Source organism: Methylibium rhizosphaerae, from assembly GCF_006386545.1.
GTDB lineage: Bacteria > Pseudomonadota > Gammaproteobacteria > Burkholderiales > Burkholderiaceae_C > Pseudorivibacter > Pseudorivibacter rhizosphaerae.
Map to the genome: position 1 here is coordinate 95147 of NZ_SWAR01000014.1, position 23449 is coordinate 118595.

Consider the following 23449-nt stretch of genomic DNA (forward strand, 5'->3'; position numbering starts at 1 on the left):
AACCTAACTTCAGGTCAAGCACCTGGCCGACAGGAAGAAGGGAATGAAGATGGATCCGGTGACCCAGGCCCTTGGCGAGTTCAGTGTCGGGGAACTCGCAGCCCGCAGCGGCGTGGCCGTATCGGCCCTGCACTTCTATGAACGCGAAGGCCTCATCACGAGCCGGCGTACGCCGGGCAACCAGCGCCGCTACGCCCGCGACGCGCTGCGCCGTGTGTCGTTCATCCGGGTCGCGCAGCGGGTGGGCATCCCGCTGGCCGAGATCCGCGCGGCGCTCGGCCGCCTGCCCGATGGCCGCTCGCCCACCCGGGCCGACTGGGAAAAGCTCTCGGCCGCCTGGCGCGAAGACCTGGATGCACGCATCGCGCAGCTGAAGAAGCTGCGCGACACCCTGAGTGACTGCATCGGCTGCGGCTGCCTGTCGATCGACCGCTGCAGGCTGCGCAACCCGGCCGACAAGCTGGCCTCGCTGGGGCCGGGCGCGCACCGGCTCGAGCTCAATTCGGGCGGGTCCTAGCCCCGCTCGAACACCGCGATCGACTCCACGTGCGCGGTGTGCGGGAACATGTTGACCACGCCCGCGGCCGTGCAGCGATAGCCCGCCTGGTGCACCAGCAGCCCCGCGTCGCGCGCCAGCGTGGCGGGGTTACAGCTCACATAGACGATGCGGCGCGGCGCCTGGTAGCCGGGCGCCACCGATGGGTCCTGCGCGATGTCGGCCAGGGCCTTGGCCAGCGCGAAGGCGCCTTCGCGCGGCGGATCCACCAGCCAGCGGTCGGCCGGGCCGTACTTCAGCAGGTCCTTGGGGTCGATCTCGAACAGGTTGCGGGCTTCGAAACTCGTCTTGCCCGAAAGGCCGTTGTACGCCGCGTTCTCGCGCGAGCGGGCCACCAGCGCCTCGCTGCCTTCGATGCCCAGCACCTCGCGCGCCACCGTGGCGATGGGCAGCGTGAAGTTGCCCAGGCCGCAGAACCAGTCGATCACGCGATCACCAGGCTGCACGTCGAGCAGCCGCAGCGCGCGCACCACGAGCACGCGGTTGATGTAGTGGTTGACCTGCGTGAAATCGGTCGGCTTGAACGGCATGGTGATGCCGAACTCGGGTAGCGTGTAGGCCAGCGGCATGCCGCCTTCGTCGAGCAGGTGCACAGAGTCCGGCCCCTTGGGCTGCAGCCACCACTGCACGCGGTGCTCACGGGCGAACTCGCGCAGGCGCGTCCTGTCGTCTTCGGACAGCGGCTCGAGGTGCCGCAGCACCAACGCGGTGACGCTCGCCTCGCCGGCTTCGCCGATGGCCAGCTCGATCTGCGGCAGGCGGTCGCGGCCGTCCATCGAGGCGATGAGCCGGCGCAGCGGCACCAGCATCGCGCTCACATGCGGCGGCAGGATCTCGCAGCTCGCCATGTCGGCCACGTAGCTGGACTTGCGCTCGTGGAAGCCCACCAGCACGGTGTCCTTCTTGACCACGAAACGCACCGACAGCCGGGCGCGGTAGCGGTAGCCCCAGGTCGGACCCTCGATGGGCCGCAGCACCTGCTCGGGCTTCACCTTGCCCAGGTGCCAGAGGTTGTCCTCGAGCACCCGCTGCTTGACCGCCACCTGCGCGGCCACGTGGAAGTGCTGCATCTTGCAGCCGCCGCAGGTGCCGAAGAAGCTGCAGCGCGGGCGCACCCGCTGCGAGCTTTCACGGCGCAGCGCGGCGACCTGGGCCTGTTCCCACTGGTTCTTGCGGCGCGTGACGTTCACGCGCACCTCTTCGCCGGGCAACGCGCCTTCGACGAACACCACCTTGCCTTCGACGTTGTGGGCCACGCCCTGAGCCTCGAGATCGAGCGACTCGATCTTCAGCCATTCATCTTTTCCAGTCATGGGCGCAATTGTCTCAGCCCCAGGCGGCCAGGTATTCCTTCCAGTGCGGCTCATCGATGCCTGACAGGGTGGACTTCACGAACTCGATCTCACGCTCGTACTCGGCCTCGGTGAATCCGCCGCGCATCTTCTGGAAGCGGCAGTACAGCAGGTAGGTGTTCATCACGTCGGTCTCGCAGTAGCGGCGGATGTCCTCCAGCTGCCCGGCGCGATAGGCCGGGAAGACCGCCGAGCCGTCCATGCCCAGCTTGCCCGGGAAGCCGCACAGCTTGGCCATCGCGTCCAGCGGGGCGTTGGCCCGAGGCTGGTACATCGCCAGCAGGTCCATCAGGTCGAGATGGCGCATGTGATAGCGGCCGATGTAGTTGTTCCACTTGAACTCGCGGTCGTCCTCGCCGAGGTCCCAGTACTTGTTGGCCACCACGCCGTGGCGCAGCGCACGGTAGTGCAGCACCGGCAGGTCGAAGCCGCCGCCGTTCCAGCTCACCAGCTGCGGCACATGCTTCTCGATGGTGTTGAAGAAGGTCTGGATGACCTTGGCCTCCTGGCTCTGGCCGTCCAGTTCGCGATCGACGAAGGAGTGCACGCGCAGGCCTTCGGCGTTGCGGAACACGCACGAGATGACCAGCACCCGCTGCAGGTAGTGCGGCATGAAGTCGCTCTTGCCCTCTTCGGCGCGCTCGCGCTGGATGGCCTCCCACAGTGCGTCGTCTGTGGTGTCGAGTGCGGTGCCGCGCAGGGCACGCAGCCCGGTGAGGTCGGGGATGGATTCGATGTCGAAAACGAGTACGGGCCAGGCCATGCAGCCTTCTCCAAACCATGCAAACCGGAAGTTGAAGGGAATGATCGATCAGAAGATCGAGTCGCGGTCGATGCCGTTGCGGATCATGCGTCGCTTGAGCTTGAGCAGGGCTTCCTGCTGGATCTGCCGGATGCGTTCGCGCGTGAGGCCCAGCCGCTCGGCGAGCACCTCCAGCGTCTCCGGCTCGCGGTCGCGCAGGCCGTAGCGGCCGGCCAGCACTTCGCGCTCGCGCTCGCTCAGTTCTTCGAGCCCGTGGTTGAGCAACTGCTCCACCTCATGGCTCAAGGTGAGGCCCATCGGGTCGGCGGCCTGGTCGTCGGCCACCATGTCGAGCATCGACTCCGAGTTGTCGCGCTCCAGCGGGGCGTCGAGCGAGGCCGGCAGCTCGGCGAACTTCAGCAGGTCGGCCACCTCGGCCACCGGACGGCCCAGCGTGGCTGCCACATCCTCGACACGGACCGGTTTTTCGCCGTCGATGGACGAGCGCGACTCGAGCGCACGGCGTGCCTTGAGCACCTGGTTCAGGTCGCGCACCACATGCACCGGCAGCCGCACGAGCCGCGCCTGGTGCATGATCGCGCGCTCGATGTTCTGGCGGATCCACCACGACGCGTAGGTCGAGAAGCGGAAGCCGCGTTCGGGCTCGAACTTGCCGATCGCATGCATGAGGCCGAGGTTGCCCTCCTCGATGAGGTCGGTCATGGGCAGGCCGCGGCCGAGGTAGTTCTTGGCAATGCTCACCACCAGCCGCAGGTTGCGCTCGATCATGGCCTGGCGCGCGCTGAAGTCGCCGGCACGGGCGCGCGTGGCCGTGTGGTACTCCTCCTCGGGCGTCAGCAGGGGAGCGCGGCGGATCTCTCGCAGATAGGTCTGCAGGGTGTTGCCGACCTCGGGGTCACCGGCCGGGAGCTCGGCGCCGTTGCGCGCCACGACCGCCGGGTCGGCTTCGGACTCCTCGGCCGCGCCGTTGACCACCAGCGGCTCGATGTCGTCGTCGAGCTCAGGCGGCGGCGGCAATGCACCGTTCACGACGGCCGGCACGGCATGCCCGTTCGCGGCACCAGGGTGTGATGGACGTTTCTTGACCATGACGAACCCCGGAGCCCATTGCCTTCAGCGCGGCGGCAGCAGCTTGGCCGGATCGACGGGCTTGCCTTGCTTGCGCACTTCGAAATGAAGCTGCACGCGTTCGGCGTCGGTCGAACCCATCTCGGCAATCTTCTGCCCGCGTCGCACGGCTTGATCCTCCTTCACCAGCAGGGCCTGATTGTGCGCGTACGCGGTGAGGTAGGTGTTGTTGTGCTTGATGATGACGAGGTTGCCGTATCCACGCAGCCCCGAGCCGGCATAGACTACTCGGCCATCGGCTGCCGCCAGCACAGGATCACCCGCCTTGCCGGCGATCGCCAGGCCCTTGTTCCGGGCCTCGTCGAAGTTGGCCACCACCGTGCCGGACGCCGGCCACAGCCAGTTCAGCTCGTCGTCGTCGATGCGGGCCGCAATCGGCGCCGGGTTGGCCGCAGCCGGCGGTGCGGAGCCGGCCACGGTGGGGGGTGGCGAGCTGGCTGCGGGTGCCGGCTTCGCATCGAGCGGCCGCGTCTGCACGCTGCTGGAGGTCACGCCCCGCGCAGACGCAACGGTCGGATCCACACCCGGAGGCACGACCCGCAGCACCTGCCCCACCTCGACCACGTTCGGGTTCTCGAGGTTGTTCCACTTGACGATGTCACGCCAGTTCTGGCCCGACTCCAGGCCGATGCGGATCAGCGTGTCGCCTTGCTTGACGGTGTAGTAGCCGGGCTTGCCGGCGTTTTCGGCACCCGGCAGCACCTTCGGCGCTTCGGGCGTGGCAGCTGCGGCTGCCGGCGGGCGCGAACCGTTGGCGCGCTCCTCCACCGGTGCGCGATGGTTCGTGCTGGCGCAGCCGGCCAGCACAAGGGCAACGCCGGCGCTCGCGAGCACGGCGGCCCGGCGCGCGGACTTCACCGCAGGAATCTGAATGTCAAACGAGTTGAAGAGCATGAAGTACGGCAATCGCCTCAGTTGACGCCCGATTTTAGAGGGACGAAATGGACCGCCTCGTGAACGCGCCGGTGCAGCTGCCCCTGCGCATCGCGATCCACCACCACCAGCACCTGACCGCCGTTCGCTTCGACCATCGGCGCCACGAGCCGGCCGCCGGGCGCGAGCTGCTCCAGCCATGTGGCAGGCAGCGCCGCGCCGCCGGCAGCCGCAATGATGCCTTCGTACGGCGCGTTGGGCGCGTGGCCCAGCATGCCATCGCCATACACGAGCCGGATGCCGCTGGTCGGCAAGCCCAGCGGCGGCAGCAGCGCCAGGTGTGCCCGCGCCTTGTCATGCAGCGGCCGCAGGCGCTCCACCGAAACCACATGGCGAGCCACACGCGCCAGCACCGCGGCCTGGTAGCCGCAACCGGTGCCGATCTCGAGCACCCGGGCCAGCGGGGCGGTGCGGCCGGCGAGCATGAGTTCGATCATGCGTGCCACCACCGAAGGCTTTGAGATGGTTTGCGACAGGCCGATCGGCAGGCTGGTGTCTTCGTAGGCCTGGTTGGCCAGGGCGGTGTCGACGAAGAGGTGGCGCGGCACCGCGGCCATGGCCGAGAGCACCTGTTCGTTGCGCACGCCGTCGGCACGCAGGCGCTCGACCATGCGGCGGCGCACGCCTTCGGAGTCCAGCCCGAGGCCGGCCGGCTTCGTGGCACGCGCCCGGTCGCGTTCGGCCTCCTGCAAGGGGCGCTGGGGACGCAGCGGTTCGGCCGGGGCGGCCCGCTTCGTGCCGAGCTGGCCGAGCTGCAGCGGAAACTTCGCCGGACGGCGCGTGCTGCCGTGACCGCTCATGCACGTTCCAGCCAGCTGACCCAGGAGGGCGCGGCACGATGGTCGGTGAGGTCCACCTGCAGCGGCGTGACCGACACCAGGCCTTGCGCCGTGGCGTGGAAGTCGGTGCCCTCGCCTGCTTCTCGCGCATCGCCGGCGGCACCGATCCAGTAGATCGGCTCGCCGCGAGGGTTGGCCTGGCAGATCACGGGCTCGCTCGCATGCCGGCGCCCCAGCCGCGTGACCCGCCGCCCGGCGATCTGCTCGTGCGGCAAGGCCGGGATGTTGACATTGAGCAGCCAGGCTGCGCCGGCCGGCGGCGAGGCGAGCACCTGCTCGATCAGCGAACGTGCCACGCGTGCCGCGCTGTCGAGGTGCTGCCAACCCTTTTCGACCAGCGAAAACGCGATCGACGGCACCCCGAACAGATAGCCTTCCATGGCCGCCGCCACCGTGCCGGAATACAGCGTGTCGTCGCCCATGTTGGCGCCGTTGTTGATGCCGGAGACCACCAGGTCGGGACGGTGCGGCAGCAGGCCGGTGAGCGCCACATGCACGCAGTCCGACGGCGTGCCGTTGATGTAGCGATAGCCGTTGCTGGCGGTGAACACGCTGAGCGGCCGATGCAGCGTGAGCGAGTTGGACGTGCCGCTGGCGTTCTGCTCGGGCGCCACCACGTCGATCTCGCCGAGCCCCCTGCAAGCCTCGACCAGGGCTGCGAGCCCCGGGGCCAGGTAGCCGTCATCGTTGGCAACAAGAATTCGCATGCGGCCGATTGTAGGGATTCGTCACCTGTGCGACGCGCGGCATCCGGCGCGCTGCCTATGATCCCTGCGCCCCTGAACCACCGAGGAGAACGCCATGCACGCCTGGCTCTGCGAGAACCCCGTCGGCCCCGAAGCCCTGCAATGGAAGGCGCTGCCCACGCCCGAGCCGCGCGCGGGCGAGGTGCGCGTGGCCATCAAGGCGGCCAGCCTCAACTTTCCCGATCTGCTGATCGTGCAGAACAAGTACCAGATGAAGCCGCCGCTGCCCTTCGTGCCGGGCTCGGAGTTCTCCGGCGTCGTGGAAGCGGTGGGCGAAGGGGTGAAGCATCTCGAGCCCGGCATGGCCGTCGCCTCCTTCGGCGGCCTGGGCGGGTTTGCGACGCAGGTGTGCGTGAGCGCGTCGCTGGTGATGCCGCTGCCGCCCGGCTTCGCCTTCGACGACGCGGCCGCGTTCCTGTGCACCTACGGCACGACGCATCACGCGCTGATCGACCGCGCGGCCTTGCGCGAAGGTGAAACCGTGCTGGTGCTGGGCGCGGCCGGCGGCGTGGGCACGGCTGCCATACAGATCGCCAAGGCAGCCGGCGCACGCGTGATCGCCGCCGCCTCGAGCGACGACAAGTGCGCCCTGTGCAGGCAGCTCGGCGCGGACGCCACCATCAACTACGCGAGCGCCAGCCTGCGCGACGAGCTCAAGGCGCTGACCGACGGCAAGGGCCCGGACGTGATCTACGACCCGGTGGGCGGCGATCTGGCCGAACCCGCCTTCCGCTCCATCGCGTGGCGGGGCCGCTACCTGGTGATCGGCTTTGCCGGCGGCAGCATCCCGGCGCTGCCGCTCAACCTGGCCCTGCTGAAAGGCGCCTCGATCGTCGGCGTGTTCTGGGGCGAGTTCGCAAAGCGCGAGCCGGCGAACAACGCACGGGCCCTGGCCGAGCTTGCCGGCTGGTACGCCCAGGGAAAGATCAAGCCGGTGATCGAGCAACGGCTGGCCATGCAGGAACTTCCCAGGGCATTCGAGCTGATGGGGCAGCGCAAGGTACGGGGCAAGCTCGTGCTGGAGAACCGCTGAGCCGGTACTCCGGGGGAAGGGAGCCCCTCCCCCCTACTTCTAGCGCCCCTCATTGAGGGGATCGCGAAACGGGCTGGCGCTGCCGGGGCGCGTGGATAATTTCACGATCCGGCACAAGGCAGTGCTCAGGGAGCCCATCCAATGGCAGTCAAGGTTCTGATCGTTGAAGACAACCCCGTCGCGCGTGCCTTCCTGTGCCGCGTGGTCCGTGAGAGCTTCAGCGATGCGATCACGATCTCCGAGGCCGGCGACCTGGAAACGGCTCGCCGGCACATCGGCATCCAGTCGGGCCAGCGGGCCACCGCCAGCACACCCGACCCGTTCAAGCTCGTGCTGGTCGACCTCGAGTTGCCAGACGGCAACGGCCTGGAACTGCTGACGGAGCTCGGCCAGTACCCGGCCACGAAGATCGTCACCACGCTGTACTCCGACGACGACCACCTGTTCCCCGCGCTGCAATGCGGCGCCGACGGCTACCTGCTCAAGGAAGACCGCTTCGAAGTGCTGGTCGAGGAGCTCCAGAAGATCGTGCGGGGCCAGCCGCCGCTGTCGCCGGCCATTGCCCGCCGGCTGCTGTCGCACTTTCGCCTGGGCGACAGCGGCGTCGGCGGCCTCACCGACTCGGGCTTCTCGCCACTCGATTCGCCCACCAGCCGCCCCATCCCGCTGGACCGCCGCGACCCGCCGGACCATGAGCGACTCACACCGCGTGAGACCGAGGTGCTCACCTACCTGAGCAAGGGCTTCACCATCAAGGAGATCGCGAGCCTCATGGGCATCAAGTGGTTCACCGTCAACGACCACATCAAGTCCATCTACAAGAAGCTCAACGTCTCGAGCCGGGCCGAGGCGGCGGTGCTGGCGAGCAAGCAGGGCCTGGTGTGACCTGACCCCGCGGGTCGCCTCCAGCCGGTGAACCGCGATGAGCCGCCCCCTCTTCGACCACGCTGCCGATTCAGACCCGGCAGCCAACGACCCGCTCGGTGACCCGGCCTCTCGCGACGCTGCCACGGGCATTGACTCGCTGATCGAGTTCGCTCGGCTCGACCGGCCGAGTCCGCATCGGCACAACGCAAAATGGATGGGCTGGCGTCTGCGCCTGCTGGTGGGGGCCGCACTGCTCGGCTGCCTGGGCATCGCGCTGCTGGCCCGCTGGGCCGCCTCCCAGCCCACCCTCGACGCCACCTGGCGCCTCAACCCGCAGGCCGCGGTGGAGCTCGCGAACACCGGCGACCCGCTGCTGAAACCCCATGTCGGCGAGGTGCTCGTCGCCGTGACCTCACAGGAAGGGCATCGACTGGCCATCGAAGGCCTGGCGCTCCAGCGCTCGCCGCGGTGGATGCCTGACGACACGCAGCGCGAGCGCCACCTGCGCCTGCATGACCAGCTGGCCCGGGCGCTCGCCGGGGGCACGGTGCAGCTGCACTTCTCCGACGGCCACACGCAGTCCTGGCGTCCGACCGCGGGCGGATTCGGCTCGCTGGGCCTGCTGTTCTGGCTGCTCGCGGCGCTGGCGCTGGCGCTCTACATGGTCGCGATGGTGGTGGTGCTGTCGCGCCCATCGCGCGGCAACCTGGCCTATGCCGTCATGGCCCTGTGCCAGGCCGGCAACCTGCTCTTCCTGGCGGCCGAGTCGGCCAGCGAGCTCACCCTGCCCGCCGGGCTGCCGCTGTGGGATCTGCAGGCGCGTGTCGCCTTCGACCTGCTGACCGGCGCTGCGCTCGTGCATGCCTTCAGCCGGTACCCGCACCGGCTGCCGGTCGCCCGCTGGGCCAGCGCGGTGGCGTGGGGTGCGGTCATCGCACTCTGTACGGCCAACGGCCTGGGCGTGCTGCCTCACGCCTGGTGGTGGGCACAGCTGGGCGGCGCGGCGCTGGGGGTTTCGGCCATCGGACTGCTCACCTGGTCTTACAGGCTCGAGCCGCATCCTTTTTCCGTCGTGCTGCGGCGTTTCGGCGTCGTCAACGTCGCCACGTGGATGCTGCTCACCCTGACGGTGGCATTGGCAGGCACGCAGTCGGGGCTGCAGCAGACCATCGTCTCGGTCGGGCCGATGATCTGGTACGTCTTCTTCTCGTCGATCCTGCTGCTGGTGCCTTTCCTGTCGCGCTCGCAGCAGCTCATGCGCGAGTTCTCGCTGCTCGCCGCCGTCAGCACTGTCGCCACCGCACTCGACCTGCTGTTCGTGGCCGTCTTCTCGTTCGGCCAGTTCACGTCACTCACGCTGTCGCTGTTCCTGTCGCTCGCCGCCTACTCGGGCGCGCGGCAATGGGTGCTCAGCCACCTGCTGGGCAGCAACATGCTCACGATGGAGCGCCTGTTCGAGCGGCTCTACCGCATGGCACGCGAGGTCGAGGCACATCCGCAGCGCACGCCGCACCTGCTGAGCCGGCTGCTGCGCGAACTGTTCGAGCCGCTGGAAGCGGCCATCGTGCAACGAGCCTGTTCGGGCTCGCGCATCGGAGGAGACGGCTCGACCCTGCTGGTGCCCATTCCGGACCTGATGGCCCCCCATCCGGCATCGCAGGGCGTGGTGGTGATCCGCTACGCGCACAGGGGCCGGCGCCTGTTCACGCCGGACGATGCACGGCTGACCGATCGCATCGTCGAGCAGCTGCGGCGCGCCGTGGCCTTCGACAAGGCGGTCGAGCAAGGTCGCAGTGAAGAACGCGCCCGCATCGCACAAGACCTCCACGACGACATCGGCGCGCGCCTGCTGACCCTCATGTACAAGGCGCCCACGCCCGAGATGGAAGACTATGTCCGGCACACGCTGCAGGACCTCAAGACGCTCACCCGCGGCCTGGCGGCGCACAGCCACCAGCTTTCGCATGCAGCGGCGGAGTGGAAGGCCGACCTGACGCAGCGGCTGTCGGCCGTCCATTGCGAGCTGGTGTGGAGCCTGAACTGCGACCAGGACGTGGACCTCGGCGTGGTGCAGTGGTCCGCGCTGACCCGGGTGCTGCGGGAACTGGTCACCAACGTGATCACGCATGCGCGGGCCACTCGGGTGGAGATCGCGCTGCAGCTCGAACGCGACCGGCTCGACCTGCTGGTGCGCGACAACGGCCTCGGGCGCGACCCGAAGAGCTGGGCGCAGGGGCTGGGCCTGGGCGGCGTGCGCAAGCGCGTGAAGCAGCTGGGTGGCACCGTCGAGTGGCGCGAGGTCAACGGCAGCGGCATCGAATGCCGGGTGCGCATTCCGGACGTATCGCAGCGGCGTTGATCCGCAGCGCCCATGAAAAAAGCCGAGCGTTCGCTCGGCTTCTTCTTGGGATCAGGTGGGGTGGCTGATGGGACTCGAACCCACGACGACCAGAATCACAATCTGGGACTCTACCAACTGAGCTACAGCCACCACAGAGTCGAGCATTATAGCCTAACGGCTGGCACCACTCGCTACATCTTCTGCAGTGCCGGCGGCCTTGGCGTTGCCCGTGACCTGGACCTTGTAGCGGTCCTTGAGGGCCGTGTAGTAGGCCTGCGCCTCGGCTGCGGCCCAGGCCTGCGCGTACTGGGCTTGCGAGCGTGCGGCATCGGCCACTGCGGGGTCGCGCGGCAGCACTTTGTTGATCCTGATCACGGCATAGCCTTGGTCGCCCAGGTCGGCACCGGCCCATGCCGGCGCGGGATCCGCGGGCGCCTTCAGCGCGGCCTCCACCACCGCACGCGGCATTTCAGCCGTGGGCTTGGCCCGCGACACCACCACCGCCGGCTGCAGCGTGGCTGCGGCCGCGTCCTTCTTCCAGGCTTCGAGCTGCGCTTCGCCTTCCTTGCGTGCCAGCGCGGCGGCCTGCTTCGCCACCACGGTGTCGCGCACCTTGGCCTTCACTTCCTCGAACGGGAGCTTGCGTGCCGGGCTGTGCTGCGTGACTCGCGCAGAGACCAGTTGGTTCGGACCGACTTCCACCGCTTCGGTGTTGCGCTTGTTGCGCAGGCTGTCGGTGCCGAACAGAGCGTCCAGCAGCTTCGAGTTGGCAAACGGGCCCTTGGTGTCGGGGCCAGGCGTGCGCGTCACGTTCTGCAGCGTGCGCACCTGCAGCTTCAGCTTGTCGGCCACCGGCTTCAGGCTGTCGGCCTGTTCGTAGACGGTGTTGGTGAACACCTCGGCGGCTTCTGTGTACTGCTGTTGGGCCTTTTGCTGCCTGAGCTCGTTCTCGATCTCTGCCTTCACCGCTTCGAACGGACGCTTCTCGCCGCCGCGCACGGCCGCGAGCTTGATGATGTGGAACCCGAAGTCGCTTTCGACCACGCCGCTGAGTTCGCCCGGCTTCAGTGAAAAGGCCGCGTCCTCGAACGGCTTGACCATCGCCCCGCGCCCGAAGAAGTCGAGGTCACCGCCCCTTGCCGCAGAGCCCGGATCCTGGGAGTTCTTCTTCGCCAGTTCCGCAAAACCGGCCGGGCTCTTCCGGGCCTCTGCGAGCAGTTCCTGCGCGCGTGCCTTGGCCTTCTCGCGATCGGCGGCCGGTGCAGACTTGTCGGCCTTGATCAGGATGTGGCTGGCGCGACGCTCCTCGGGCGTCGAATAGCGCTTCTCGTTGTCGGCGTAGAACTTGCGCACGTCGGCTTCAGCCACCGTGATGCCGGACTTGATGGCATCGAGGTCGAGCTGCACGTATTCGACAGACGCCTGCTCAGGCGCCTGGAACTGCGCCGCATGGGCTGCATCGTTGTAGTAGGCCTGCAAATCCGCATCGGTCGGGTTGACCTTGGCCGCGTAGGTCTTCGCATCGAACCGGGCAACCTGGATCTCGCGCTGCTGGAACAGCGAATCGAGCGCGAGATCCGCTGCGGTCGCCGGCCCCATGGCGCTGCCTTCGATGCCCAGCAGCACCTGGCGCGTGGACATGTTCTGGCGCAGCCGCTCAGCAAACTGCTCCGACGTCATGCCCTGCGCCGCGAGGAATTCCTTCTTGAGGCTGCCGTCGGGGTTGCGCAAGGCTGCGAACTCCGGTGTCGACGCGAACAGGCGCTGCAGGCGCTCATCCGTGGTGGCGAGGTTGAGCTTGTTGGCCGCGGTGAGGATCACGCGCTCCTGCACGAGTCCCTCGAGGGTTCGCTGCCGCATTTCCGGCGTATCGAAGAGCTTTGCATCGATGCCAGGCATCTGCGCGCGCGCGCGCTCGACCTGGCTGCGATGTGCCGCGTCCCACTCGGCCTGGGTCACTTCCTGACCCGCGACCTTGGCCACCGACTGCCTGCCTTCGTTGAAGCTGGAGTAGCCCTGAATGCCGAAGAAGACGAACGACGGGAAGATCAGCAGCACCAGCACGAACTGGAGCAGCCGGGTGTGTTTGCGAACGAAATCGAACATCGAATTAGCCCCGAAGGTAAAGCGCTGTTGTGCACAACGGCAAGTCGCTTGCGTCAGACGCGACAAAGGCGAACCATGGTTCGCCTTTGTCGGGAGGATCAGCTCTTGTCTTGAAGAGACTCTGCGGAAGCTTCGCTTCCTTCCTCGGGCGCTGCGCTCAAACGAGCGGCAATGATACTCGCCGGGAGGGGGCCGCCCTTGTGGTGCTGGCCTGGAAGCTTTGGTGGGTGCTGAGGGGTTCGAACCCCCGACCTACGCCTTGTAAGGGCGCCGCTCTACCAACTGAGCTAAGCACCCGCGAGATCGCTCTGGATCAGTTGACTGCGTCCTTGAGGGCCTTGCCCGGACGGAACTTCGGCACCTTGGCAGCCTTGATCTTGATGGTGGCGCCGGTGCGCGGATTGCGGCCGCTGCGAGCAGCGCGCTTGTTCACGGCAAACGTGCCGAAACCGACCAGCGACACGGTGTTGCCCTTCTTCAGAGTCGTCTTCACACCGCTGATCAAGGCCTCGAGCGCGCGCGTTGCAGCGGCTTTGGAGATGTCGGCCTGCTTGGCGATGTGTTCAATCAGCTCGGTCTTGTTCACGAAGGTACCCCCTCTCAAAGGTGTCTCAAAAAGTGTTCGGGATCGTGCGATTGGGAATTCGATCAGCAGTGGGAACTGCTCGAACGATTACAGCCGGGTGACACTGGAGTGTCAAGCGCGGGAAGCGGATTCTATGCGCAATTGCGCCCCATCATGCCCGCGCAACCCGCGTCAATGCTGGGTTGACAACACCGAGGCCGCGCCGTTGCGGCGCGGCCTGCTCTGGACTGGTGCGTCCGTTGAACGCGAGCCCGATGACGAGAGTGGAAGGCTCAGCTGAACGCCTGCGCGATCGCACGGCCGAGGTCCGCCGTGGTGGCCTTGCCGCCGAGATCGGGCGTGCGCGGCGCGTCGCTTTTCGGATCGAGCGCAGCTTCGATGGCCGCGACCACGGCATCGTGCGCATCGCGATGGCCGAGGAAGTCGAGCATCAGCGCGGCCGACCAGATCTGCGCAATCGGATTGGCGATGCCGCGACCCGCGATGTCGGGCGCCGAGCCATGCACCGGCTCGAACAGGGACGGGAAGTGCCGCTCGGGGTTGATGTTGGCCGAAGGCGCGATGCCGATGGTGCCGGCGCAGGCTGGCCCGAGGTCGCTCAGGATGTCGCCGAACAGATTGCTGGCCACCACCACGTCGAAGTGCTGCGGTCGCTGCACGAAATGCGCCGTGAGGATGTCGATGTGGAACTGGTCGACCGTCACCTCGGGATACTCCTTCGCCATCGCCGCAACACGCTCATCCCAGTACGGCATGGTGATCGAGATCCCGTTGGACTTGGTGGCCGAGGTGAGCTTCCTGCGCGGGCGCTGGCGCGCCAGCTCGAATGCGAACCGCAGCACGCGGTCCACGCCGGTGCGCGTCATCACGGTTTCCTGGATCACGACCTCGCGCTCGGTGCCTGCGAACATGCGGCCGCCGATGCTCGAGTACTCGCCTTCGGTGTTCTCGCGCACGATCAGCATGTCGATGTCGCCGGGCTTGCGGTCTGCCAGCGGCGAGCGGATGCCGGGCATCAGTTTCACCGGCCGCAGGTTCACGTACTGGTCGAACTCGCGCCGGAACTTCAGCAGCGAGCCCCACAGCGACACATGGTCCGGCACGGTCGCCGGCCAGCCGACGGCGCCGTAGAAGATCGCGTCGTGGCCGCCGATGCGGTCCTTCCAGTCAGCAGGCAGCATGTCGCCATGCTTCGCGTAGTAGTCGCAGCTGGCGAAGTCGAAGTGGTCGAGCTGAAGGCCGATGCCAAACCTGGCCGCAGCCGCCTCGAGCACGCGCAGGCCTTCCGGCATGACTTCCTTGCCGATGCCGTCTCCGGGAATCACGGCAATGCGATGGGTGTTGCTCACGGGGTTTCTCCTTCAAGAAAGACAAGCGCCTCGGCCAGCAGCCGATCGGGCAGTTCCTCGGCGATGTAGTGGCCGCACGGCAGCGCCTGGCCACTCACGCTCTCGGCCCTTTGACGCCACAGATCGAGCACGTCGAAACAGCGGCCCACTGCGCCGTGCTCGCCCCACAGCACACGCAGCGGCATGGCCAGGCGCCGGCCGGCGGCGATGTCCTCGTGGTCGTGCGCCAGGTCGATGCCGATCGACGCCCGGTAGTCCGCGCAGATGGAGCCGGCCGTTCCGGGGATGGCGATGCAGCGCTCGTATTCGGCCAGCGCCTCGGGCGCAAAGGCCTGCAGGCCCGCATGACGGCGCCCCATGACGTTGCGGACGTAGGCCACCGGGTCGGCTTCGATCAGCCGCTCAGGCAGCGGCGCCGGCTGCACGAGAAAGAACCAGTGCCAGTAGGCCAGCGCGAACTCCCGGCTGGTGCGCTCGTACATCGCGGCGGTGGGCGCGATGTCGAGCAGCAGCATGCGCGTGACCGCATCCGGATGGTCCGCGGCCAGCCGGTGGGCGACCCGCGCACCGCGGTCGTGCGCACAAACCGCGAAGCGCGCATGGCCGAGCAAGGACATGACCTGCAGCACGTCCTCCGCCATGGCGCGCTTCGAATAGGCCGACGAGTCCTCGCCGGCAGGCACGCGGGCCGAGTCGCCGTAGCCGCGCAGGTCCAGCGCCACCACGGTGAAGCGCCGCGCCAGCCGCGGTGCCACGCGGTGCCACATCACATGGCTCTGCGGGTGGCCGTGCAGCAGCAGCAGGGCCGGGCCGCGGCCGCCGACCCTGCCGTTCAGCCGAGTCCCGTTCACCGCAAACTGCTGGATGCGAAAACCTTCGAACATGCGGCGCATTCTGTGCCTGTGCCGATGCCGCATCAAGAAACAATCCGATAATCCATTCTTTCCAGGACGGCACAAGTCAAGAGGACGCGGCGATGATCGACCGATCAGACCTGATGATGGTCCTGCAGGTGATGGAACACGGCAGCCTGTCCGGCGCCGCGCGCGCACTGGACCTCGCGCCGCCGGTGGTGACCAAGCGCCTGGCTGCGCTGGAGGCGCGCATCGGCGTGCGGCTCTTCCACCGCACGACGAGGCGCGTTTCCCCGACCGCCGAAGGCCAGCAGTTCCTGCAGCACGCCAGGTTCCTCGCCGAAGGATTCAAGGCGCTTGAACAGACGCTCACAGAAGGCGCGCATGAACTGCAGGGGCCGCTGCGCCTGTGCAGCAGCTTCGGCTTCGGCCGCGCCTGGGTGGCCCCGCTGGTGGCGCAGTTCAGCGCCTTGCATCCGCGCCTCACGGTGCAGCTGCACCTGAGCGAACACCTCCCCGACCTGGCCGCAGCCGGGTTCGATGCGGCCGTCTGGCTGTGGACTCCGCGCGACACGAGCATGGTTTCGCGCCGGCTTGCCGCAAATCGGCGCGTCGTGGTCGCGGCGCCCGGCTATGTCGAGCGGCACGGCGCGCCGCAAACCCCGGCGGAACTGAGCCGCCACACCTGCCTCGTCGTGCGCGAGAACGACGACCGCCCTGCCCTGTGGCGTTTGCAGGCACTGGCCCGCCCTCAGCGTGACGTGCAGACGGTGCGCGTGGGCGGCCCGCTGTCGAGCAACAGCGGCGAAGTCGTTCGAGAGTGGGCCTTGCGCGGCCACGGGCTGATGCTGCGTTCGCTCTGGGACGTGCACCAGCATCTGGCCAGCGGCGCGCTGGTGCACCTGCTGCCGGAGTACGCCATGCTCGACGCCGACGTGCAGTTCCTGATGCCGCCGCGCGCCGCGGGCACCGACGTTCCGAAACGCCTGCGCGCGCTGCAGGACCACCTGAGCCGCGCGCTGGCCGATCCGCCGTGGCTCAGCGCGCCCGTGGCGGCGCCGCAGGGGCGCGCACGACGAGCGCCACGCCCACCGCGGTGAGCGCGAGGCCTGCCAGCGTGGGTACGGCCAGCGCCTCGTCGAACAGCAGCCAGGCCATCACCGCCGTGCAGGGCGGAACGAGGTAGAGCAGGCTGGTGACCTGCGTGGCGGCCCCTCGCTGGATCAGCAGGTAGAGCAACGAGCTGCCGCCGAGCGTCAGCGCCAGCACCGACCAGACCATGGCCCCGATGAAGTGCGGGTGCGGCGTGATGGGCTCCTGCTCCAGCAGCATGGCCAGGGGAGCCGTCAGCAGCAGCGCCGCAAGCAGCTGCACCGTGTTGGCCGTGCGCACGTCGCACGGCTCGACGAAGCGCTTCTGGTAGAGCGTGCCCACCGTGATGCCGACCAGCGCCAGCACGGCCAGCCCGAAATTCCAGCCGGTCACCTCGCCGACGCCGAGCTTGCGCCAGACCACCAGGGCGAGCCCCACGAAGCCCAGCAGCAGGCCGAGCCATTGCCTCGGGGTGACGCGGTGCTCGGTACTCATCGCCACACTCACCCAGATGGCGGTCAGCACCGGCTGCAGCCCGACGATCAGCGCGATGGTGCCGGCGCCCATGCCGGCCTTCACCGCGGCCCACACGCCGCCGAGATACACACCATGCATCAGCGCCCCGGTGACGGCCAGGTGCCCCCATTGCCGCGCGCCCTGCGGCCATGCCGCCCGCCCGATGACGATCCAGACCAGGAAGCACAGCGCCGACAGCGCATAGCGCAGCGCGAGGAACTTGAGCGGCGGCGCATAGGGCATGCCGTAGCGCGCCACGATGAAGCCCGTGCTCCAGATCAGCACGAAGACCCAGGGCATCGCCTGCACCACCAGCTGGCGCTGGCGTTCGTTGGCGGCAAAGGCCACGCTCAGCGCACCTTCGCGCGGATCTCGGGCAGCGCCTTCTGCAGGTAGTACACCATCGACCAGATGGTCAGCACCGCCGCGATGTAGATGAGCCAGGTGCCCCAGACCTTGGTGTCGATCAGGCCGAACAGCACGCCGTCGTACAGCAGGAACGGGATGGCCACCATCTGGACGGTGGTCTTGACCTTGCCCAGCATGTGCACCGCGACGCTGCGCGAGGCGCCGATCTGCGCCATCCATTCGCGCAAGGCCGAGATGGCGATCTCGCGGCCGATGATGACGAGCGCCACGAGCGCGTTCACCCGGTCCTGCTCGACCAGGATCAGCAAGGCCGCGCAGACCAGGAACTTGTCGGCCACCGGATCGAGGAAGGCGCCGAACGACGAGGTCTGGTTGAGCTTGCGCGCCAGGTAGCCGTCGGCCCAGTCGGTGAGCGCGAAGACGATGAACAGCACCGTCGCGATGATGTTGCGGGTGGGGCCGTCCAGCGGCAGGGAGAACACACCGACGATGAGCGGGATCGCGACGATGCGCGCCCAGGTCAGCAGCGTGGGCAGGGTGAAGAACATGCGGGCATTGTGCCGGACTTCATGCCCAAGCCCGGCGCTTGGTGCCAGATCTCACAGGCCTCACTGGTCGAGCGAGCGCAGCTTGAACTTGCGGTCGTCGTTGAACAGGAAGGTCTCGGTGTACTTCCAGGGCTTCGGCAGGCGCGACACGTCGCCGAACGGTGCCGCACGCTTGATGGCCTCGATGGCCAGCGGCACGGTGTCGCGCGCCTGGCGGGGATAGCGCATCACCTCCACGTGCCGCACGCTGCCGTCGGCGTTGAGTTCGATCTCGAGCACCGGGATGGCCAGCAGGACGTCGGGCGGTGTGCCGTCGAAGGTGCGGCCGGCGTTCGCGGCCGTGATGCGGCGCGCGGCGGCGAGGCGGTATTGGTCCCAGGTGCGGGCCGACGACGCCGGCGCCGGCGCCACCGGTGCGGCCACACCCGGCGAGGGTCGTGCGGGTGCGGGCGCCGGCGCACGTGCCGGCTCGCGGGTGCTGCAGGCCGCCAGCAGGGCCGCGGCCGAAACCATCAGCGCGGCAAGGCGCGTCTTGTCGTCAGTGGAGGACACGGTAGATCTCCTCGGCCAGTTCCTTTGATATGCCTTCGACGCTGGCCAGGTCGTCGACGCTTGCGGCCGCGACTCCTCGCAACCCTCCGAATCTCTGCAGCAGCCGCGCGCGCTTCTTCGGGCCGACGCCTGCGATGTCCTCGAGCCGGCTGCCGCCGGTGCGCACGCTGGCGCGTCGCGCCCGCATGCCGGTAATGGCAAAGCGATGCGCTTCGTCGCGGATCTGTGCGATCAGCATCAGGGCCGCCGAGTCCTTGCCGAGGTAGACCTTCTCGCGGCCGTCTGCGAACACCAGCTCCTCCAGGCCGACTTTGCGCCCCTCGCCTTTCTCGACGCCGGCGATGAGCGCGAGGTCCAGGCCGAGCTCGCCGAACACCTCCCGGGCCATGCTGACCTGCCCGCGCCCGCCGTCCACCAGGACGAGGTCGGGCAGCCTGGCTTCGCCCCGCGCGGCCGCCTCGGCCAGTTTGCCGTAGCGCCGTGTGAGCACCTGCCGCATCGCTGCATAGTCGTCGCCCGGCGTGATGCCATCGATGTTGTAGCGGCGATACTGCGAACTCTGCATGCGGTGATTCTCGAACACGACACACGATGCCTGGGTTGCTTCACCTGCGGTGTGACTGATGTCGAAACACTCGATGCGAATCGTGTCGAGGTTGTCGGGCGTGAGGTCGAGCGCATCGACGAGCGCGCGCGTGCGGGCCTGTTGCGAACCTTCTTCCGCCAGCAGCCGCGCCAGCGCCAGGTCGCACCCTTTCACGGCCATCTCGAGCCAGGCCCGGCGCTGCTCGCGCGGCTGGTGCACGGCAGCGATGCGCATGCCGGCCTGATTCGACAGCGCCTCGATCAGCGCCGGGTCTACGGCATGACTCGTCACCAGCAGCGGCGGCACCGCACCGTCGAGGTAGTGCTGCGCGATGAAGGCCTCGAGCACCTGCACTTCCACCGGCATCGCGCCTGCCGCGCCTTCGGCTTCCTCGGCGCTCAGCACGTCGCTCAATGCTGCGGCGTCTTCCACATGGGTCGGGAAGTACGGCCGGTCACCCAGATGCCGGCCGCCACGCACCATCGCAAGGTTCACGCAGGCGCGCCCGCCCTGCACCCGCACCGCCAGCACGTCGGCGTCCTTGTCGGAGCCGGTGTCCATGGCCTGCTGGTGGAGCACCTTCGACAAAGCCGACAGCTGGTTGCGGATCTCGGCGGCCTTTTCGAACTCCAGCTTGTCGGCATGCTCCATCATCCGCGCCTGCAGCGCGTCGATCACCTGCTGGGTCTCGCCTTCGAGAAAGCGCTCGGCGTCCCGCACGTCGCCGGCATAGGCGTCCGCATCCACATAGCCGACGCAGGGTGCCGAGCAGCGCTTGATCTGGTGCAGCAGGCACGGCCGGGTGCGGTTGTTGAAGACGGTGTCTTCGCAGGTCCGCAGGTGGAACACCTTCTGCAGCAGCAGGATCGATTCCTTGACCGCCCAGGCGCTCGGATACGGCCCGAAGTAGCGGTGCTTCCTGTCCACCGAACCGCGGTAGTAGGCGACGCGTGGGAACTCATGCGACACGAGCTTCAGGTAGGGGTAGCTCTTGTCGTCCCGGAACAGGATGTTGAACTTCGGGTTCTGCGTCTTGATGAGGTTGTTCTCGAGCAGCAGCGCCTCGGCCTCGGACCGCACGGCCGTGGTCTCCATGCGCACGATCTTGCTCACCATGTGGCCGATCCGCGTGCCGCCATGGTTCTTGTGGAAGTAGCTCGACACGCGCTTCTTCAGGTTGCGCGCCTTGCCCACGTAGAGCAGTTGCCCGTCGGCGTCGAAGTACCGGTACACGCCGGGCAGGCCCGGCAAGGCGGCGACTTCGCTCAGCAGTCGCTGCCATACGGCGTCTGCTTCGGAGCCTGGGCTGGCCGGCGGCGCTGTATCGCTGTCGGGGATTTCATTCATGGGGCGAATTCTGCCGTCGCAGCCGGCGGGATGCGCCTCGGATAATCGGCGCATGCGCTGGGATGTGTTCTGCCGCGTCATCGACAACCATGGAGACCTCGGCGTCTGCTGGCGGCTCGCGGCCGACCTGGCCGTGCGCGGCGAACAGGTGCGGCTGTGGGTGGACGATGCCAGCGCCCTGCGCTGGATGGCGCCGGGCGGCTGCGCCGGGGTGGAGGTGCTGCCGTGGCGCGAACCGTTGCCGGCCGAAGAACCCGGCGATGTCGTCATCGAGGCTTTCGGTTGCGACCCGCCGGTGCAGTTCGTCGCGCGCATGGCCGCCTCTACGCGCCCACCCGTCTGGGTCAACCTCGAATACCTGAGCGCCGAGGACTACGTGGAACGCAGCCACGGCCTGCCCTCGCCCCAGTTCAGCGGGCCTGGTCGCGGGCTGACGAAGTGGTTCTTCTACCCCGGCTTCACCGCACGGACCGGCGGGCTCCTGCGGGAGCCGGGGCTCGACGCGCGGCGGCGCAGTTTCGATCCCCAAGCCTGGCGCGTGCACGGCTGGCCGTCCACCGTGGACCGCCAGGCGCGCGTGATCAGCCTGTTCTGCTACGACAACCCTGGCCTGCCTGCCCTGCTGGATTCACTGCGCCGGGCCCCCACCAAGCTGTTCGTCACGCCCGGTCCGGCCGCGCGGCAGGTTGCCGCGTGGCTGGGGCATGAAGCGCGACCAGGGCAGCATTTCCAGTCCGGCGAAATGGGGCTGTGGTTCCTGCCGTGGCTCAGCCAGCCGCAGTACGACGAGTTGCTGTGGAGCTGCGACCTGAACTTCGTGCGCGGCGAAGACTCGCTGGTGCGCGCCCTCTGGGCCGCCCGGCCCTTCGTCTGGCAGCTGTATCCGCAGGCCGACTCGGCACACCTGGCCAAGCTGGCGGCCTTCCTGCGGCTGTATCTGGCGCAGGCCCCACCGGCAGTTCAGGCAACCGTCGGCGCGGCGTTCGACGGCTGGAATCGAGGCACAGCCTTGAAGTTGCCGGCCCTGGGCGCTACATCGGAGTGGGCGGCATTGGCGCGCCGGCAGCAGCAATCGCTGCTGGGTGCAACGGATCTCACAGCCGAACTGTGCCGCCTTGTGGCTGAAAAACGCTAAAATCAGCGGCTTTGCGCGTTCTAGATGAGAGAGAGCAAGAGCGCGCGCTTCGAGTAACTCCCTCTCGCAGCCTTCCCGAGCCGGGAAGCTCAAGGTGATCGCCATGAAAATTGCACAGGAAATCCGCGCCGGCAACGTCATCATGCACGGCAAGGACCCCATGGTCGTGCTGAAGACCGAATACAGCCGTGGTGGCCGCAACGCCGCCACCGTTCGCATGAAGCTCAAGAGCCTGCTGAGCAACTCGGGCACCGAAGTCGTCTTCAAGGCCGACGACAAGATGGACCAGATCGTCCTCGACAAGAAGGAGTGCTCCTACTCCTACTTCGCCGACCCGATGTACGTGTTCATGGACACCGAATACAACCAGTTCGAGGTGGAAGCCGAGAACATGGGCGACGCCATCAGCTACCTCGAAGACGGCATGGCGGTCGAAGTGGTGTTCTACGACGGCAAGGCCATCTCCGTCGAACTGCCGACCTCGGTGGTGCGCGAGATCACCTGGACCGAACCCGCCGTGAAGGGCGACACCTCCGGCAAGGTGCTCAAGCCCGCCAAGATCTCCACCGGTTTCGAGATCCAGGTGCCGATCTTCGTGGCGCAAGGCGACAAGGTCGAAATCGACACCCGCACGCACGAATACCGCAAGCGAGTCTGAGTTCTCCCGCGCAAGCCACTCGATCTCTCGATCAAGAACAAAGGGGCCTTTCGGCCCCTTTGTCGTTTCGGCTTGCGCCGCGTCCGGCGATCAGTTCGGTCCAGGTCAGTCGACCTTGAACGAGAACTCCTGCGTGGCGGTGATCTCCTCGTCGGGCGCGCCGGCCTGGCATTGGTATTCCATCATCGCGGCGCGCACGGCGTTGTGGAACACGCGCGGGCCGGACAGTATCCGCACGTCGACCACGCGCCCGCCCTTGATGCGGGCTTCCGCCCGGACGATGCCGCTGGTGCCGTCCTGCAGGGCCTTGCGCGGCATCTCCGGCTTGGTCTGCGTCGGGCAATGCACACCGATGTCGCCAGAGCGAGCTGCCGCAGGCGCCGGGGGAGCCGGCGGCGTGGGCGGCGCAATGGGCGGCGGCGGTGCAACCGGCGGCGTGATCACGGCCTCGATGGCCGGTGCAGCCACGGCGGGCGGCGTCACTTCGGGCGGCGGAATGAAGGGCGGCGGCGGCGGCGCCTCGACCTTCGGCGCCGGCGCCGGCGGAGGCTTGATCTCCTTGGGCGGGGGCGGCGGCGGAGGTGGCGGAGGCAGCTTCACCTCTTCCACGATCTTGGCATCCAGCGGCTTCTTGATCACTTCGACCGCCTTGCGGGCGAGCCCTGACACCAGCCCATACACGATGAGCACGTGCAGCAGGACCACCATCGCAAAGCCGACGAAGCGCCGGCCGGGAGGCTTCCTCTGTTCGTATGCGAAATCCATTCGGATTCAACTCCTTGCGAACGGCGACAGCCTTGTGGGCTGCCCCGTCATCGACGCCGCGCCCGCGAGCGATGCCGCAAGGCACTTGCCCGAGAGCTCGGCTGTCGTCGTCATTCGTTCACTCGACAAACTGCTCGCTGCCGATGATGCCGATCTTGGTGAGGCCGATGCGCTGCGACGAGGCCAGCACATTGGCCACCACCTCGTACTTGGCCTGCTTGTTCGGCCGCAGATGCACTTCGGGCTGCACCGCCTGTTCGGCCGCGACACGCATCTTGGCCTCCATGTCGGCACGGTCCACCACAGGCAAGCCGTTCCAGTACACGACGCTCTTCTCGTCGATGTCGATCTTGACGATCTCGGGCTTGGTGAGGTTCTGCGGCGGCACGCCCACCGGCATGTTCAGGTTCACCGAGTGCAGCTGGATC

At 67.8% G+C, this 23449-nt stretch carries 23 protein-coding genes and 2 tRNA genes; 7 read left to right on the top strand and 18 right to left on the bottom strand.

The window, feature by feature from the left end; genetic code table 11:
* The first annotated feature begins 43 nt into the window (after positions 1 to 43).
* Positions 44 to 517, top strand: coding sequence for a redox-sensitive transcriptional activator SoxR (gene soxR / locus E8D38_RS12470; RefSeq protein WP_219851733.1), 474 nt, complete (start codon positions 44 to 46; stop codon positions 515 to 517).
* On the opposite strand, the gene rlmD is transcribed toward soxR, so the two are convergent.
* From rlmD to surE, 6 genes are read right to left on the bottom strand one after another with little or no spacing between them, the layout of a single operon-like run.
* On the bottom strand, positions 514 to 1869 hold the full coding sequence (rlmD, locus tag E8D38_RS12475) for a 23S rRNA (uracil(1939)-C(5))-methyltransferase RlmD (RefSeq protein WP_140630437.1): 1356 nt from the start codon (positions 1867 to 1869) through the stop codon (positions 514 to 516). The genes soxR and rlmD overlap by 4 nt on opposite strands.
* A 13-nt stretch (positions 1870 to 1882) precedes the next feature.
* Positions 1883 to 2671: a 3'-5' exonuclease gene (locus E8D38_RS12480; protein WP_140630440.1), complete on the bottom strand. Its 789-nt coding sequence runs from the start codon at positions 2669 to 2671 to the stop codon at positions 1883 to 1885.
* 48 nt (positions 2672 to 2719) lie between these two features.
* The gene (gene rpoS, locus E8D38_RS12485) at positions 2720 to 3760 is read right to left on the bottom strand and encodes an RNA polymerase sigma factor RpoS (RefSeq protein ID WP_181179097.1); all 1041 of its coding nucleotides are present in this window, start codon (positions 3758 to 3760) and stop codon (positions 2720 to 2722) included.
* 24 nt (positions 3761 to 3784) lie between these two features.
* Positions 3785 to 4693: a peptidoglycan DD-metalloendopeptidase family protein gene (locus E8D38_RS12490; protein ID WP_140630443.1), complete on the bottom strand. Its 909-nt coding sequence runs from the start codon at positions 4691 to 4693 to the stop codon at positions 3785 to 3787.
* Between the two features lie 17 nt (positions 4694 to 4710).
* On the bottom strand, positions 4711 to 5532 hold the full coding sequence (locus E8D38_RS12495) for a protein-L-isoaspartate(D-aspartate) O-methyltransferase (RefSeq protein ID WP_140630446.1): 822 nt from the start codon (positions 5530 to 5532) through the stop codon (positions 4711 to 4713).
* Complete coding sequence (gene surE, locus E8D38_RS12500) at positions 5529 to 6278, bottom strand: 5'/3'-nucleotidase SurE (RefSeq protein ID WP_140630449.1); 750 nt, start codon at positions 6276 to 6278, stop codon at positions 5529 to 5531. Before surE ends, E8D38_RS12495 begins: the two co-directional genes overlap by 4 nt.
* A gap of 94 nt (positions 6279 to 6372) precedes the next feature.
* On the opposite strand from surE, the gene E8D38_RS12505 reads away from it, so the two are divergent.
* The 3 genes from E8D38_RS12505 to E8D38_RS12515 all read left to right on the top strand — a co-directional run bounded on the left by E8D38_RS12505 (position 6373) and on the right by E8D38_RS12515 (position 10576).
* Entirely contained in the window at positions 6373 to 7350 is a 978-nt protein-coding gene (locus E8D38_RS12505; RefSeq protein ID WP_140630452.1) for an NADPH:quinone oxidoreductase family protein, read from the top strand.
* 141 nt (positions 7351 to 7491) lie between these two features.
* On the top strand, positions 7492 to 8235 hold the full coding sequence (locus tag E8D38_RS12510) for a LuxR C-terminal-related transcriptional regulator (protein WP_140630457.1): 744 nt from the start codon (positions 7492 to 7494) through the stop codon (positions 8233 to 8235).
* Positions 8236 to 8272: 37 nt separating this feature from the next.
* Complete coding sequence (locus E8D38_RS12515; protein WP_140630461.1) at positions 8273 to 10576, top strand: sensor histidine kinase; 2304 nt, start codon at positions 8273 to 8275, stop codon at positions 10574 to 10576.
* A 56-nt stretch (positions 10577 to 10632) separates the two neighbouring features.
* Here E8D38_RS12515 and E8D38_RS12520 read toward each other — a convergent pair.
* The 6 genes from E8D38_RS12520 to E8D38_RS12545 all read right to left on the bottom strand — a co-directional run bounded on the left by E8D38_RS12520 (position 10633) and on the right by E8D38_RS12545 (position 15483).
* A tRNA-His gene (locus E8D38_RS12520) sits at positions 10633 to 10708 on the bottom strand.
* A gap of 21 nt (positions 10709 to 10729) precedes the next feature.
* Positions 10730 to 12664, bottom strand: a complete 1935-nt coding sequence (locus E8D38_RS12525; protein WP_140630466.1) for a SurA N-terminal domain-containing protein — start codon at positions 12662 to 12664, stop codon at positions 10730 to 10732.
* Positions 12665 to 12885: 221 nt separating this feature from the next.
* Positions 12886 to 12961: transfer RNA gene (locus tag E8D38_RS12530), tRNA-Val, on the bottom strand.
* A gap of 16 nt (positions 12962 to 12977) precedes the next feature.
* Complete coding sequence (locus E8D38_RS12535; protein ID WP_140630471.1) at positions 12978 to 13250, bottom strand: HU family DNA-binding protein; 273 nt, start codon at positions 13248 to 13250, stop codon at positions 12978 to 12980.
* A 272-nt stretch (positions 13251 to 13522) separates the two neighbouring features.
* Complete coding sequence (locus tag E8D38_RS12540; protein ID WP_140630477.1) at positions 13523 to 14599, bottom strand: tartrate dehydrogenase; 1077 nt, start codon at positions 14597 to 14599, stop codon at positions 13523 to 13525.
* Entirely contained in the window at positions 14596 to 15483 is an 888-nt protein-coding gene (locus E8D38_RS12545) for an alpha/beta fold hydrolase (protein WP_140630481.1), read from the bottom strand. The genes E8D38_RS12540 and E8D38_RS12545 overlap by 4 nt, the downstream gene beginning before the upstream one ends.
* Before the next feature lie 92 nt (positions 15484 to 15575).
* On the opposite strand from E8D38_RS12545, the gene E8D38_RS12550 reads away from it, so the two are divergent.
* On the top strand, positions 15576 to 16553 hold the full coding sequence (locus tag E8D38_RS12550; protein ID WP_140630486.1) for a LysR family transcriptional regulator: 978 nt from the start codon (positions 15576 to 15578) through the stop codon (positions 16551 to 16553).
* On the opposite strand, the gene E8D38_RS12555 is transcribed toward E8D38_RS12550, so the two are convergent.
* From E8D38_RS12555 to uvrC, 4 genes are read right to left on the bottom strand one after another with little or no spacing between them, the layout of a single operon-like run.
* The gene (locus E8D38_RS12555) at positions 16492 to 17361 is read right to left on the bottom strand and encodes a DMT family transporter (RefSeq protein WP_140630544.1); all 870 of its coding nucleotides are present in this window, start codon (positions 17359 to 17361) and stop codon (positions 16492 to 16494) included. The genes E8D38_RS12550 and E8D38_RS12555 overlap by 62 nt on opposite strands.
* Positions 17362 to 17411: 50 nt before the next feature.
* Positions 17412 to 17978: a CDP-diacylglycerol--glycerol-3-phosphate 3-phosphatidyltransferase gene (pgsA, locus tag E8D38_RS12560; protein ID WP_140630489.1), complete on the bottom strand. Its 567-nt coding sequence runs from the start codon at positions 17976 to 17978 to the stop codon at positions 17412 to 17414.
* Positions 17979 to 18038: 60 nt separating this feature from the next.
* Positions 18039 to 18530, bottom strand: a complete 492-nt coding sequence (locus E8D38_RS12565; RefSeq protein ID WP_140630492.1) for a hypothetical protein — start codon at positions 18528 to 18530, stop codon at positions 18039 to 18041.
* Positions 18517 to 20463 carry an excinuclease ABC subunit UvrC gene (uvrC, locus tag E8D38_RS12570; RefSeq protein WP_140630495.1) on the bottom strand — a complete coding sequence of 649 codons (1947 nt, stop codon included), beginning with the start codon at positions 20461 to 20463 and terminating at the stop codon, positions 18517 to 18519. Before uvrC ends, E8D38_RS12565 begins: the two co-directional genes overlap by 14 nt.
* Positions 20464 to 20515: 52 nt before the next feature.
* On the opposite strand from uvrC, the gene earP reads away from it, so the two are divergent.
* Positions 20516 to 21598: an elongation factor P maturation arginine rhamnosyltransferase EarP gene (earP, locus tag E8D38_RS12575; RefSeq protein WP_140630498.1), complete on the top strand. Its 1083-nt coding sequence runs from the start codon at positions 20516 to 20518 to the stop codon at positions 21596 to 21598.
* A 103-nt stretch (positions 21599 to 21701) separates the two neighbouring features.
* Complete coding sequence (efp, locus tag E8D38_RS12580) at positions 21702 to 22256, top strand: elongation factor P (RefSeq protein WP_140630501.1); 555 nt, start codon at positions 21702 to 21704, stop codon at positions 22254 to 22256.
* 105 nt (positions 22257 to 22361) lie between these two features.
* Here the strand turns inward: efp and E8D38_RS12585 are convergent, their stop codons facing one another.
* Positions 22362 to 23021: an energy transducer TonB gene (locus tag E8D38_RS12585; RefSeq protein WP_140630504.1), complete on the bottom strand. Its 660-nt coding sequence runs from the start codon at positions 23019 to 23021 to the stop codon at positions 22362 to 22364.
* Between the two features lie 118 nt (positions 23022 to 23139).
* A partial coding sequence (locus tag E8D38_RS12590; RefSeq protein ID WP_140630507.1) for an ExbD/TolR family protein occupies positions 23140 to 23449 on the bottom strand: 310 nt, incomplete at its 5' end.